Genomic DNA, 14,166 nt, shown 5'->3' with positions numbered 1-14,166 from the left:
ACTGACTTTTAGAGTATACATCCTTTGGTTTTCTTTGTCAAGTTTTTTTGTAAAAAAATAGCTCGCTTTTTATTGCGAGCTTAGTTTGATTCGGGATCGTAGTTTACTATAGCTACCATTTTCCCGTCTTTGTCTTTGATTTTTCTGATTTTTTTGTCAAATTCTAGTCTTTTCATCCATATGTTTTTACCACAGCCCATGCATTTTAGTTTGATGTCTGCTCCTAGTCTCTGGATTTCCCAGAGGTTTTCTCCACATGGATGGCCTTTTTTAAGGCTAACTATGTCATTTACCTTGTATTTTTTCATTGTCATGCTCCAAAAGGGCGCTTTTTATCCCTCTTTTTTCCATTTCGTATTTTATAGCTTCCCTGCAAGCCCTGCCTATGGCCCATTGGGTGCCATGTTTTACTTCCGCCATTATTTTCACCCTATAAGAGAAGTCTTTAAATTCGTTTATTTCAAAGAAGTAGAATTTTTCTTTGAAGGCTCCTTTGAATTCTTCTCTTTGGTAGAGGTCATTTGATACTGTTTCTATTAGATCTTTTACTTGGTCTAGTTTGGTATCATATGATACGTTGAAGTAGACTTCTGACATCATATAGCCCCTATCGTAGTTTTGGACATTTTTTATTTGAGAGTTGGGGATTATGTGGAGGGACCCGTTGAAGTCTCTGATTTTGGTGTATCTAAATTCTACAGATTCAACTTCTCCTTCTATCCCTGCTGTTTGGACCCATTCTCCTACTCTAATTCTATCATCCAGGATTATAAACACCCCCATAACAAAGTCGCCTATTATGGTTTGGGTACCTAAGGCTAGGGCTATACCACCGACTCCTGCTGTGGCAATTATGGTTGATGTGTTTATGCCAAACATTTCTAGTATAAGGGTTACTATTATAAAGATAACCACTACCTTTATCAAGGAGTATATAGCCTTAGATATTGTGTTAACCTTGTTTATGTTTAGGGATGATTCTCTAAGTCCCTTGCCCTTCAAAAATTTAGTTAATATTTTTTTGATTAGTGCCAAGGCAATAATTCCAGCTATTATTATGAGGGCAAGGGTTATTATGTTGGCGAGTAACCTATTTTTGATTAGTCCCTGTAAAAATTCCGGATTTTCAAGATTTTCCATCCTTTATCCTCCTTAAAATTTCATCTTTTAGGCCTCTATGAAAAGTTACGTCCCAATGGACGCCGTCTATATTTCTGCCTGGTATAGTTCTTGCGTCTATGGTTTCTATGTCTTCTTTTCTTAAGAGCAAAGAGTAGTCTTCTATCTTGTCATTTACCATCTTGTAAAAATCGTAGCCCTCCTCTTCTTCCACTTGAGGGGGTATTACTAGTATTTTCCTACAAGCCTTTGACATGTCTAATATACTTTTTACATTGTCATATACAAATCGAGGGGACTTGCCATGGAGAAAATCATTAGTTCCTCCAAAGACTATGAGGACTTCTTCATCCCCTCCCCCTTCTATAAAAGACCTATAAATTTTGACCATGGTATCTGTCCACGCACCATTTATTCCAAGGTTTGATACATCAAAGCCCGCCTTTTCTATAAGACGGGCATAGTTATTTTCTCCTACAAGGTAACCCTCTGTCAAGGAATCACCCAGGCAAGTTATTTTCATTTTATCTTCCTCAAGGCTAAAGCTGTCCTACTTGGTATATAGATTGTGATGCCATCGTAGTCAGTTCCTGCAAGTTTTTCTGTCTTGTAGGTATAGTCGTGGCTAATTCTTTCATTACCACCAAACCTCTTCTCATCAGTATCCATCAGTACCTTGAATTCACCTACATCATGGATTGGTAGGTGGAAGGATTCGTAGGAATTTTCTGGGTGGAAATTGAATAGGTAGACTATATCCCTATTCCTAAAGGCTATTACCTTCCTGTCATTATCAAGCCATAGTCTAAAGGTTTCGGATGATAGTTGTTTATTTTGCTTGGCAAAGTCTAGCATGGCCTTGTCAAATTCATTTAGATATTGATATCTTAACTTATCATTATCTACTAGAGACCATTGCCTCCTAGCATACTTAAAGGAATAGCCATTTTCTGCCCTTGGGAAGTCTATCCATTCTGGATGACCAAATTCATTGCCCATAAAGTTGAGGTAACCATCAGCTCCCATAGAAAGGGTAATCCACCTTATCATCTTGTGGAGGGCTATGGCCCTATCTATGATAAAGTTTGTAGAGCTTTTTTCCATATTCCAATACATTTCCTTATCAGCTAGCCTAAAGATAGCAGTCTTGCTACCTACTAGGGCCTGGTCGTGGCTTTCTAGGTAGGAAACTCTTTTTTCTTCTGGCCTATGGGTGGATAGTTCATACCACATCTTGGATAAATCCCAGTCTTCATCTCTTCTTTCTAGGGTCTTCTCCCAAAAATCTGGCATACCCATGGCTAACCTATAATCAAATCCTATACCACCATCTTCGATTGGTAGGCACATTCCTGGCATCCCACTCATATCTTCTGCTATGGTTATAGCATCTGGCTTAATTTCCCTTATAAGTTCATTAGCAAGTTGGAGGTAGTTGATCGCCTCTATATCTGTATTGAGGGAGAAGTATTTCTTGTATGAATCAAAGTCTACTCCCCTGCCGTGGTTCCTATAAATCATAGAGGTTACCCCATCAAACCTAAAGCCATCGAAGTGGTATTCTTCTAGCCAATATTTGATATTTGATAGGAGGAAGTGGCAAACTCCAGGCTTATGGTAGTCAAAGAGCTTGCTATCCCAATCTGGATGGTTGCCTTCTGCTCCTTCATGGAAGAATTGGTAGACTGTTCCATCGAATTCATTGATGCCCTCAGCCGTATTTTTTACTGCGTGGGAATGGACTAGATCCATTATTACATTTATCCCAAGCTTGTGGGCTGTATTGATTAAGGACTTGAGGTCATTATTTTCTCCATACCAGGAAGATGGAGCAAAGAAATTTGCTACTTGGTAGCCAAAAGACCCATAGTAAGGGTGACTCGCTATAGCCATAAGCTGGATAGTATTGTAGCCAAGTTCCTTGATTCTAGGGAGGATTTTTTCTTCAAAGTCCTTGTAGGTTGATACTCCTTCTTCCTCTCCAGCCATTCCAATATGAGCTTCATATATTAATAAGTCTTCTTTTTGGATTTTAAATCCATCGTCTTCCCACTTAAATTTCTTTCTAGGGTTTTGGATGATAGCAGCAAAGTCGTTGTTCTCATCCCTATCAACCCTTCTTGCGTATAGGGGAATACGGTCTTGGATTTTGTTGTTGGCATCTACTAAGACCTTGACCCTAGATCCGTGAGGGAGAGTCCTAATTCCCTTGATGTTAATCTCCCAATCCTCATCATTTATCTTGGTCAAAGGGTGAGAATGTCTATCCCAATTATTAAAGTCTCCTATGAGATAGAGGCCATCAGCCTTTGGAGCCCATTCCCTATAGACCCAACCAGTCTTAGTCTTGTGGAAGCCATAATAATTATGTGCATTGGCAAATTCCTTGAGATCTTTGCCCTTCTCTACAAGTCTTTTCTTTTGTTTTTTAAATTCATCCATCCTTAAATTAATATCATTTTCATAATCCTTTAACCATGGATCAATATTTAAAATTTCCCACTTTGCCATTGCACCCTCCGTCATACTTAATTTTTATTTTCTAATATCTTTTGCGTTATTTCTCTTGGCACTTCTTCATATCTAACAAATTCCATTGAGAATGATCCACGAGCACTAGTTTGACTTCTCAAGTCTATAGCATAAGTCAAAACTTCTGCTAGTGGAGCTTCAGCCAAGACTACTTGACTGCCGTCATTTTGTGGATCCATACCCAAAATTCTACCACGTCTCTTGTTCATATCACCCATTACATCGCCCAAGTTCTCGTCAGGAACCTTGATCTCAAGTTTCATAACTGGCTCAAGCAAGATAGGATCTGCTTCTTCTATACCCTTTTTAAAGGCAATCTTAGCAGCTGTCTTGAAAGCTTGTTCGTTTGAGTCTACCGGATGGTAAGAACCATCATAGAGGGTAGCCTTGATACCTGTAACCTTGTAGCCTGCCAATGGGCCTTCTGCCAAGGACTCTTCTAGTCCCTTCTCTACTGCTGGGAAGTAGTTCTTTGGAACTGCTCCACCGAATACTTCTTCTTCGAAAACAAAGTCTTGATCACTTGGTTCAAACCTGATAAATACATCACCATATTGGCCAGCACCACCAGATTGTTTCTTATGCTTACCTTGGACATCTGACTTAGACTTAATAGTTTCCCTATAAGGAATCTTGTAGTCTATAACTTCTGTATTAACTGAATAATTATCTTTTAACTTATCCATCAAGACTTCAAGTTGGACATTACCAAGTCCTGACAAGATTGATTGAGAAGTTTCTTGGTTTCTCTCTGACTTGAAGGTTGGGTCTTCTTCACTTAGCTTGTGGAGAGCTTCAGAAATCTTATCCTCGTCATTCTTGCTTAGGGCAGCTATGGCATAGAATAATACTGGTTTTGGATACTTGATCCTCTTATATTCTATCACATTATCACGAGTAGCGAAGGTATCTCCAGTAGATGCTGATTCTACCTTAGAAAAGGCTCCTATATCTCCTGCCACTACCTTGTCTGTCTTGATTTGTTCCTTACCTCTGAGGTAGAAGAGGTTGGCTACCTTCTCTTCTGTATCTTTACTTACATTATAAATCTTATCATCTTTTTTAACAGAACCAGATAGGACCTTGAAGATAGAAATCTTACCTACAAAAGGATCTGCCATAGTCTTAAAGACAACTGCTGAGAAAGGTGCATCTTCCTTTACTTCAAAGGCTTCATAGTCATCCTTAACCCTAAAACCGATATTGGCATCTTCATCATCCATAGATGGCATATACTTGGTAATAGTTTCTAGGAGGGCTGTTAAGCCGATTTGCTTATCAGAAGATCCAGCTATTAGTGGAATAACCTCACCTTGGAGGATGGCCTTAGAAAGTCCCTTCCTAAACTCAGTCTCAGAGAATTCTTCTCCCTCAAAGAATTTCTCCATAAGACTATCATCAGATTCTGCTACAGCTTCGATTACTTGATTATATACTTCGTCTACTTCTGCTAGCCTAATCTCTGGAATATTTACTTCCTTCTTTTCGCCATTTTCATAAGTATAGGCCTTCTTGTCAATAACATCTATAAGTCCCTTAAAATCTTCTCCTTCACCTAGCATAAGGGTTAGAGGAATGATTTTTTTACCAAAATTAATGTGGAGATCTGAAACAACCTTATTGAAATTAGCATTTTCCTTATCTAACTTATTTACAAAAAATATAGATGGAAGGTTGAATTCTTGGGTGTACTTCCAATATTTTTCAGTTCCAACTTCTATACCGTTTTCCCCGTCTATAACAAATAAAGCTGATTCTGCAGCCCTTAGAGCTTGGAGAACCTCCCCTTCGAAGTCAAAAAATCCAGGAGAATCTATAAAATTAAGTTTAAAATCATTATATTCAATTGGGATAATAGATGTTTGAAGAGAAATTTTTCTCTTTTTCTCTTGACCCTCATAGTCGGAAACAGTATTGCCATTTTCGACTGATCCCATCTTGTCGATCACGCCTGTCTTATATAGTAGGGCTTCTGTTAAGGAGGTCTTGCCTGCCTTAGAGTGACCAACCAAAGCTAAATTCTTGATTTTACTAGTGTCATAATTTTTCATATATACTCCTTTGTGAAAACATTTATATCAATAAATATGTAAATGTCTTTTTTATATTATACAATAATATTATATAGCAAATTCAAAAAAATTTCTACTTTTTAGAAAATGTTTTCACTTTTTGTGGCATTTTGCCTTATTTTTTCTTTCTTTATCTAAAGATTAAATTTATATTAATTAGCTAAGATCCTTGTAATACAGATAATCTATAGGATGAAAACTTTCCTCAAAGCTCGCTATTAGTGTGTAGCCCATCTTCTCATAGAGACCCTTGTGTTGGCTTAGGATGTAAATATCCTTGTAGCCGGATACCTCTTCACCATAGGATACAAAGTCTCTACTATATCCCCTACCTCTATAGGAAGGGTCAACCCACACCATGGCTATAAAGTAATCATATCCATCAAGTTCTATATAGTCTTTATTGACTAGGGCAAAAAAACCAACAATGTCATTGTTAACTCTCGCAAAAAATACCCTTGCATCCCTGCCAAAGTCTTCTTTGACAGTGTTTCTTTGTAGGGAACGAGCTAGCTTCTTTGCTGCACCCCAGTCTTGCTCTCTCATATAATTGATAAGTTCTTCCCTATCTTTTCTGCTCTTTAATTCATAAATTTTCATAGATACCACCCTCAGTTTAAATTAACTTTCTTCGTTATTGTCATAGATTATATTTCCCCTAGGACTTTGCTTAGGGTAGCCCAGGTATTTGTTTAGGGCATCTTTTAGTTCATCGCTTGTTACGTGTTCCAAAAGTTCTGCCTCATCGTGGGCTTTTTTACCAGCGAGTCCTAGGTTATTAAACAAGAAGTATTCCCAAATCCTGTGTCTGGATATGATGTCCTTGGCTAGGGCATCTCCCTTGGCAGATAGTTTGATCCTGCCCTTATCTATACTTACAAGGTCCTTGGCCTTAAGCTTCCTACTCATCTCGCTTACCGATGTTCGAGATACCCCAAGGCTTTCTGCCAAGTCCTTGTTATTTACATAGCCCTTGTCTTTTGACATCTTGTATATAGTCTTTAGGTAATCTTCTCTAGAAAAATTCATCGTCTTAAATCTTGCCCCTTCTGACTTCTTCATAAAGGTTTTGTCCCTTTTCCGAAAGTCTATAAATTTTATTCTTATCTAAAGTAACTATATTATTCTTTATTAAATTTGCTAATATTTTTTGAGACCTGTCCTTATCCCAATTTAGGTGCTTGTAGATGGTAGACCTATTTAGTTCAACATCTTCTCTATCGCTTCCTTGGTGATTACCTATATGGATAATTACAGACATCTCATCAAGCTCTTCCCTGGCCTTCTTCCTATTTATAGCTTGTCTTATAAGACCATCCTTATTAAAGAGGAAGGTTATGCCAAAGGTTAGACCTGAAGCAAAGGCAGATGCACCTGATATCGATAGGTCAAAGTAAATTCCTACCAGGTAGCCTATGAGGGAATTGATTACAGCAAAGCCCATAGAAACTAGGATCATGTTCTTCAGATCCTTGGTCAAGAGGTAGGCTGATGCAGGAGGGCTTATCAGAAATGAAACTACCAAAATTGCTCCAACTGTTTCAAAGGCACTAACTGCTGTAAGGGAGGCAAGGCTCATTAGGGCATAAAATAGGATAGTTGATGAAAAACCTACTATACTTGCATATTCACTATCAAAGCTTGTAATCTTCAATTCCTTAAAGAAGATAAAGACAAAAACTAAGTTGATTATTAGCATTATTCCCATCTTGACAAAGCTTGTTGACATGGACCAGCCCATAAACTCTATCCTACTTAGAGGGGTCATTATAACTTCTCCCATGAGGACCATATCAGCATCTAGGTTAGCATTTCTCGCATACCTTGATATAAGAATAACTGCTATGGCAAAAAACAAGGGGAAAATTATGCCGACGGCATCCTCGTTTTTGACAAGACCTGTCTTTGATAGGCTCTCTATAGCAAAGACTGTAATGATACCAAAGATACTAGCTCCCACTATCAATAGAGGAGAATTGATGTCCCTAGTTATAAGAAAGGCCACCACTATCCCCAAAAGCACAGTATGGGATATGGCATCTGCCACCATGGACATTTTTCTTAGGAGCAAAAATACTCCAATCACAGAGCAGGCAAGGGCTGCCAGGGTCAAATTTATCAAAACTTCATAGGAAGAGAAGATTAAGCTTATATATGATTCAATACTCATTTGTACCTCCTCCTTCTTATAAGGTTACCAATAAGACCCTTGGGTCCAAAAATCATAGATACAAAGGCAAGAAAACTTATAACAAGGATTATAGATGCCCCTGTACTAAAGCCATCTAGGACTTGGGAGAGGTAGGTCCCTACCAAGGCTCCTATAGCTCCAGTAAGACCTGCAAGGATAAGAACCTTCTTAAAGTCATTTGACCAGCAAAGAGCACTTATGGCTGGGACAATAAGTAGGGATGATATAAGGATAGAACCCACTACACTTAGTCCAACCCCAATTATAGTCATGGTCATAAAGAGAATCAAAAAATTGATAAAACTAGTATTAAGTCCAATAGACCTGGCATAGGTCTCATCAAAAATATAGAGCTTGATCTCCTTAAAAAACAAGACCAATATCACTAGGGCGACTAGGGCAACTGCCATAATCAAATAAACATCCTTCTTCATAGTAAAGGCTGCCTGACCGAAAATATAATTTTGCAAAGAAGACTGGCTAGCTCCAGCAAACTTCTCATTACCTTGGATATATGATTTCAAAAGTAGACCCAGTCCAAAAAAAGAGGAGAGGATTACAGCAAGGATAGCATCAAGGTCAAGCTTAGACCTTAAATCTATGAGGTTAATAAGAAGATAAGCCAAAGCCCCCATACTAACAGCTCCTAGCAATAGAAGGATGGAATCCCTGGACATAAAAATCATAAAGGCAAGAACTACTCCCGGAAAGGAACTGTGGCCTATGGCATCTCCTATGAGGGATTGGCCCTTCAAAACCGTAATAGTTCCTACAGCCCCAGCCCCTATAGCTAGGATCATAGTCCCCAAGGCTACCACCAAAAAAGAATATTGGCTCAATATCGAAAGATCAAACATACTTGCCTCCCAAAATACCTGCCTTAGACAAATTCTCCTCAGTGAAGGCTTCTTCTACCCTGCCTTGGGCGATGACCTGCTTATTTAAAATAACTATATGGTCAAAATAATCCCTAACAGTATTCAAATCATGGTGGACTACAAGGGAAGTCTTGCCCTGACTTTGGGCTTCCTTCAGAAAATCCATAATAATCTTTTCAGTTTTCTTATCTACCCCTGCTAGGGGTTCATCCATAAAATAAATCTTGGCATCTTGGGCTATGGCCCTAGCTATAAAAACCCTCTGTCTCTGACCTCCTGACAACTGGGATATCTGCCTGTCCTTAAAATCTTCCATCTCGATTTTCCTAAGGGCAGCTAGGGCAAGGTCTGTATCCTTCTTCCTAGGTCTTCTTAGCCAACCCAAGTGGACGTACCTTCCCATCAATACAACATCCAAAACAGTCGTAGGAAAATCCCAATTCACAGAAGATGACTGAGGAATATAGGCTATATCCTTCTTCACCTCCTTTAGGTCTTGGCCCATAATCTCAACCTTACCGGCAAGCTTCTTCTTTAGCCCCAATATCCCCTTAAGCAAGGTTGACTTGCCTGCTCCATTGGGACCTATGATAGCAGTGATAGAATTATCCTCTATCTCAATATCTGTATCCCATAGAACAGGCTTGTCTTGGTAGGCCATTGTCAAATCTTCTACCTTAATAATTGCCTTTTGCATATCTACCTTTCTAAATTTCAGATCTTACTTCAAATTCTCTGAAATCAACTTCACATTGTGCCTATACATATCTATATAGGTATCTCCATCTTCTCCTTCAGCTGCTAGTGAATCAGAGAAAAGCTCTTGACCCTCACCTGATACAACCTTCACTTCAAAGCCCTTGGCAGCAGCTGCTTCCTTTAACTTCTCCATCCTAGCTGGATCTGTAGTTGACTCTGCAAATATAGCCTTAACCTTGTTATTTACAATAAAATCAACAGTCTTATCTATATCCTTATTGGCAACTTCGCTATCTGTACTTACCCCTTGTGGTGCCATAACTGGAATATTGTATCTCCTAGAGAAATAATTAAAGGCATCATGGGGAGTAATAAGTTGTCTTTGACCTTCAGGAATAGCTTCTAGGGCCTTCCTATTCTCTTCATCTAACTCATCAAGCTTAGCAAGATAAGCCTTGAGATTACCATCAATCTCTTCCTTAGCTTCAGGCAAAAGCTCTGTCAACTTATTAGCTGCATTAGTAGTAGCTTCCTTGTATAGGTCTATATCAAACCAGAAGTGAGGGTCAACAATCTCAGCCCCATCTTCTTTCATAGATCCTAGCTTGTCCTTACTAAAGGTTTCTGTTACAGCATAGCCTGTCTTTTCCAAGGCATCTATCATCTTTCCTTCAAAATGAAGACCATGGTACAATAAAAGATCTGCTTCCTTGATCTTTTGGAGGTCTTGTGGCTTAGCTACATAAAGGTGTGGGTCTTCCCCTGCAGGAATAATAAGATTTACATCAACCTTATCCCCCGCTAAATTCTTCACCATATCATTCAAAAATGATGTAGTAACAGTTACACTCTTCTTGGCAGAAGTCTCTTCAGAACTTCCCTCATCCATTGTTGCTGCTGGTTTACTCTCAGGATTTGCTTCCTTAACTTCGTTATTAGCCGCCTTACATCCTACCAAGGATAAACATAAGGCGAATAGAAAAATTAATCTCTTCATAGTCTGTCCTTTCTTAACAAATAAAATAATTAGGTATACCTTATTATTTATCATAGCCCCTTTTTTATTTTTGTCAATGATATGCATTATCATTTATTAGAAGATTTTATAAGGCTCCATTGCTTACCACTTATCTGTTAAGTCCAGTCCTGACTTTCTTATGCATGCAAATAATTTTATTCATAAAACAAATAAAGATAGGAGGTTTTCTGATACTTGAAGCCAAAGCTAATTTTCTCCATCTTGATCGCAGGTGGTTTTTGTTTCTCTCTCTTTTATTCGCTCAACTCACTAAAGTATACATAAAAATAGCACCTACTTCTGTAGATGCTAATAACTTTAAGCTTTAATGTATTTAGTCGCTCTTCCACTACCTACTTGTTTAATTAAGCCTTCATCTTTTAATTCTTTTAAAGCTCTTTCAATTGTTCTCTTAGATATATCTGGACAAAGTATAACAATATCTGATTTAGATAGGGATTCTAATGAATTATCAAATACCTTCATGACTCTTTGAGAAGATTTTAAAGATTTTTCTGCTATTAATTTAAACCTATCATCACATTCACTATATGCTTTATAGATAACTGATAGCATATACTTTATAAAAGGTAATTCATCATTTGTTCCTTCATGCCAGTTTTCACTTGAAGCTTGTAATTCTTGGTAGTAAATATCTTTAGTTTCTTCAATTATCATCTCTAAAGAAATATATTTTCCTACAAAAAATCCATTTTTGTAAAGAAGTAATAGCGTTAATAATCTTGACATTCTGCCATTTCCATCTGAAAATGGATGGATACACAAAAAATCATGAATCACAACTGGAATTAGTAAGAGTGGTGGTATATTTAATTCTACTGCTTCATCATAGGCGCTAATCATTTTATCTATATAACTTTCTGTTTCAAAAGCAGATACAGGTTGAAATCTTATTCTTTTTTCTCCAAGTGTATTTATTTGAACAATGCTATTATCCATGTTCTTAAACTTTCCCTTGTGACTTTCGCCAGAATAAGAATATAATCTATTATGCAAGGTCAAAATATTATTTTTCGTAAATTCAATATTCTCATAGTTTTCGTGAATGATATCTAGTACTTCTCTATATCCGTATATTTCTTCTTCATTTCGATTTCTTGGTTCACTTTTTTTGTTCATCAATTCTTCTAATCGACTATCATTTGTAGAAATTCCTTCAATTGCATTAGATGATTTTGTCGACTGAATCTTAGCAACCTCTACCATTTTTTCAAGTACATCAGAAAAGTTAGCTACATAAAGTTCCTGTTTTCCTTTATATTCATATATCTTTGATATTAAACCATACATTTTCGCTGGTATATTTAAATTTAATAACTTTGAATAATCAAATTGTCTCATACTATCCACCACCTTTCTCGCCATTGTACCATAAATGGCGTATATAAATCAATATTGGCGAGATTAATATCGCCATTTTAATAGATTTGGTTATGATAATTTTAATATAACGAGATTAAAAATAATTGGCCCCCTATCATCATATACAAATTCACTTGCATACCTTCTACATCTAATAGCTCTATCAAGAGCCATAATCGTCGCAATAACACCATCAATCTTTTCTGTAGATTTTTCCTTATCTGCCTTAATGTTTCCTGCAGGATCTGTTCGTATAAAGATATTATCCATCATCCATCTTAGAACGGGATGACCACCATGGACTATCTTTCTTTCAAGTGTGAGTTTCCTTAGTTCCTTGTTTAAGGAACATAAGCTTTTAAATAATTGGTGATATAATATTAATATATTACGAAATAATCAGCTATAAACATATATATTATAGTCACTCATAAGCGATTGGTTTACATATTTGGCCGCCTTAATGGTGGCTAAAACCCAGACCGATAATCTTGCTTGGCTTGAAAAAGGCAATGAGACTACTGGACTTGAGCATATTATAAATAAACATTGTCATCAATTTCTTTACATCTGAAAGTATGTCTAGCTTTCTAAAAATGGCTATAGAAAATGGAAGAATAGTAGGAAATCAAGGAAAGTTTCATAGTCAGACGAGGGTTATATATGAAGTTGATTATAATGGAGATATGGTAAAGGTTTCTATTACTATTAGTGATAACGGTTATGTAGTTGGTGCCACCCCCTAAATAAAAAGGATAATTATATGAAAACAATTAGCGTAGTATTAGAATAGGGTCTTACCCTCTTCAAGAATTAGATAATAAAGGATTTATTGTAAATGATATAAGCACTGAAGAATTAGATAGAAATAGACCTTGTGAGAGATAATCCTTAAAGCGAGTCTGTAAATAATTTTGTGTATCAAGCTAAATCCTTATAAAAGGCTAAGGGTTGATGCATTTTTTCTATCAATACTTGTCCAGTCCTATAGGAATGGCGCTTGTCTTAATTTTATACAAGTTTAATAAACTATAAAATTTTCAGCTAATCTAGCTAATATTTTATTCCATCCATGTATTCACCTATCATGGCTAGATACAGGTTTTTTGTAGAGTATAATCATTAGGAAATATAGTTTTGTTTTTTATTTGTTATTATTAAAGTTTTCTCTTGCATTTGTTGTATATATTAGATTTCTTATACCTTCTGGATATTTAAAATAGCTTGATAATCCAGTCCAATTATTTTTCCATGAGCTTACTCACATTGGGTATTTTTTACCCTATTTTTCTTCAAATATGTCTAAGTTTGTCAAGTCTTCGGTTTTTTCTTGGAATAAAAATTCCTCATGATTAGTTTTTCTTTATCCTAACAAGGAGGTTTCTGTAGATAAAATGTTACACAGTCTCTTAAATAAAGTATTTACAGTCCCTCAAGTATTATTAATCATCCGGAACTATGATATACTTAAAATCTATATCCTTTTCATCTTCTTTAAATCTATCTATATATTTTGACTCCACATAATCCATAATAAACTTTCCTGCTTGATTTATATAAACAAGTATTTCATCTTCACTTTGCCTATAATCACTTATTAAACCAGCTGCAAAAAGTTTCCTGAGTTCTTTCTGAAAAGATTCAGAAACAGAGTTAAATTCCCAACGATTCTTCCTCTTTTTGATACTCTGATAAAATACTATCCCGGTTAATGAATTGTCGAAAATCCCCATTGTATTATCAATATATAACTGAATTCTATCCGATGGCATCATTAATATCACCTTTAAAGAAAAATAATCTTGGTATTTAAATGTGTACCATTTTGTAGTATCCATATATTTTCTTATATCATTTATCAGTTCTTCTAAATTTTTCCTTGCATTAAAGGTTCTATTTGAATAAAAAGCACTTGTTGGATGATCGCTAATTCTAAATGTTATAAAGTTATTTTCATTTTTTGCTATAATAAAATATGAGGATTTACAATTCTTAGCTACATAATAATTTAAAATTGTCTCATCTTCTTTTAATATTTCTTTTACTTTTATTTCTAAATCTTCAATCATAATTTATCCTCATAATTATTGTATCTTATTTATATTTTTATGAAAAGATAAGTTTACAAATCCTCCTGATTTATATTTATATATCGAATTTCTTAATATATCACCAGGAATCTTATATTTTTTTTTATTTTTTCATAATGCATAATTCTTATGATTTATATTCTTTTACTAGTTTTAGTCTAAATTCTTTTGTGTATTTTGGCGT

Annotated in this window: 14 protein-coding genes and 2 pseudogenes; 1 reads left to right on the top strand and 15 read right to left on the bottom strand. The window is 36.1% G+C overall.

Translation table 11 applies throughout. From position 1 onward, the window contains the following. Window positions 1-80: 80 nt before the first annotated feature. From MUN42_RS06665 to MUN42_RS06605, 13 genes and pseudogenes are all read right to left on the bottom strand, one after another. Window positions 81-308 carry a DUF951 domain-containing protein gene (locus tag MUN42_RS06665; RefSeq protein WP_243343821.1) on the bottom strand — a complete coding sequence of 76 codons (228 nt, stop codon included), beginning with the start codon at window positions 306-308 and terminating at the stop codon, window positions 81-83. Further along, entirely contained in the window at window positions 286-1,140 is an 855-nt protein-coding gene (locus MUN42_RS06660) for a mechanosensitive ion channel family protein (protein ID WP_243343820.1), read from the bottom strand. The genes MUN42_RS06665 and MUN42_RS06660 overlap by 23 nt, the downstream gene beginning before the upstream one ends. Continuing rightward, window positions 1,127-1,642, bottom strand: a complete 516-nt coding sequence (locus MUN42_RS06655) for a GDSL-type esterase/lipase family protein (RefSeq protein ID WP_243343819.1) — start codon at window positions 1,640-1,642, stop codon at window positions 1,127-1,129. Before MUN42_RS06655 ends, MUN42_RS06660 begins: the two co-directional genes overlap by 14 nt. After that, window positions 1,639-3,630 (bottom strand): alpha-amylase family glycosyl hydrolase, encoded by a 1,992-nt coding sequence (locus MUN42_RS06650; protein ID WP_243343818.1) that lies wholly within the window; start codon window positions 3,628-3,630, stop codon window positions 1,639-1,641. The genes MUN42_RS06655 and MUN42_RS06650 overlap by 4 nt, the downstream gene beginning before the upstream one ends. Window positions 3,631-3,647: 17 nt before the next feature. Further along, window positions 3,648-5,702 carry an elongation factor G gene (gene fusA / locus MUN42_RS06645; protein ID WP_243343817.1) on the bottom strand — a complete coding sequence of 685 codons (2,055 nt, stop codon included), beginning with the start codon at window positions 5,700-5,702 and terminating at the stop codon, window positions 3,648-3,650. Between the two features lie 177 nt (window positions 5,703-5,879). Next, window positions 5,880-6,323, bottom strand: coding sequence for a GNAT family N-acetyltransferase (locus tag MUN42_RS06640; RefSeq protein ID WP_243343815.1), 444 nt, complete (start codon window positions 6,321-6,323; stop codon window positions 5,880-5,882). 21 nt (window positions 6,324-6,344) lie between these two features. Beyond that, the gene (locus tag MUN42_RS06635; protein ID WP_243343813.1) at window positions 6,345-6,785 is read right to left on the bottom strand and encodes a metal-dependent transcriptional regulator; all 441 of its coding nucleotides are present in this window, start codon (window positions 6,783-6,785) and stop codon (window positions 6,345-6,347) included. Then, window positions 6,757-7,893, bottom strand: coding sequence for a metal ABC transporter permease (locus MUN42_RS06630; protein WP_243343811.1), 1,137 nt, complete (start codon window positions 7,891-7,893; stop codon window positions 6,757-6,759). The genes MUN42_RS06635 and MUN42_RS06630 overlap by 29 nt, the downstream gene beginning before the upstream one ends. Further along, window positions 7,890-8,771, bottom strand: coding sequence for an iron chelate uptake ABC transporter family permease subunit (locus tag MUN42_RS06625; RefSeq protein ID WP_243343810.1), 882 nt, complete (start codon window positions 8,769-8,771; stop codon window positions 7,890-7,892). Before MUN42_RS06625 ends, MUN42_RS06630 begins: the two co-directional genes overlap by 4 nt. Then, on the bottom strand, window positions 8,764-9,489 hold the full coding sequence (locus tag MUN42_RS06620) for a metal ABC transporter ATP-binding protein (RefSeq protein WP_243343808.1): 726 nt from the start codon (window positions 9,487-9,489) through the stop codon (window positions 8,764-8,766). The genes MUN42_RS06625 and MUN42_RS06620 overlap by 8 nt, the downstream gene beginning before the upstream one ends. Window positions 9,490-9,513: 24 nt before the next feature. Continuing rightward, a complete protein-coding gene (locus tag MUN42_RS06615; protein WP_243343806.1) occupies window positions 9,514-10,488 on the bottom strand; it encodes a zinc ABC transporter substrate-binding protein in 975 nt (324 codons plus the stop codon). 339 nt (window positions 10,489-10,827) lie between these two features. Then, window positions 10,828-11,871 carry a Fic family protein gene (locus MUN42_RS06610; RefSeq protein ID WP_243343804.1) on the bottom strand — a complete coding sequence of 348 codons (1,044 nt, stop codon included), beginning with the start codon at window positions 11,869-11,871 and terminating at the stop codon, window positions 10,828-10,830. Window positions 11,872-11,961: 90 nt separating this feature from the next. Beyond that, window positions 11,962-12,276, bottom strand: a pseudogene (locus MUN42_RS06605) (terminase TerL endonuclease subunit); the annotation flags it as partial. A 194-nt stretch (window positions 12,277-12,470) separates the two neighbouring features. Between MUN42_RS06605 and MUN42_RS06600 the strand changes: the two are divergent. Beyond that, window positions 12,471-12,638 (top strand): hypothetical protein, encoded by a 168-nt coding sequence (locus tag MUN42_RS06600; protein WP_243343803.1) that lies wholly within the window; start codon window positions 12,471-12,473, stop codon window positions 12,636-12,638. Window positions 12,639-13,048: 410 nt separating this feature from the next. Here MUN42_RS06600 and MUN42_RS06595 read toward each other — a convergent pair. Both MUN42_RS06595 and MUN42_RS06590 read right to left on the bottom strand, forming a co-directional pair. Continuing rightward, window positions 13,049-13,198, bottom strand: a pseudogene (locus MUN42_RS06595) (transposase); the annotation flags it as partial. A 136-nt stretch (window positions 13,199-13,334) separates the two neighbouring features. Continuing rightward, window positions 13,335-13,961, bottom strand: coding sequence for a hypothetical protein (locus MUN42_RS06590; protein ID WP_243343800.1), 627 nt, complete (start codon window positions 13,959-13,961; stop codon window positions 13,335-13,337). Window positions 13,962-14,166: the final 205 nt, after the last annotated feature.

This window comes from Anaerococcus sp. AGMB09787, from assembly GCF_022808955.1.
GTDB lineage: Bacteria > Bacillota > Clostridia > Tissierellales > Peptoniphilaceae > Anaerococcus.
This window is presented reverse-complemented; position numbering and strand designations above follow the sequence as displayed.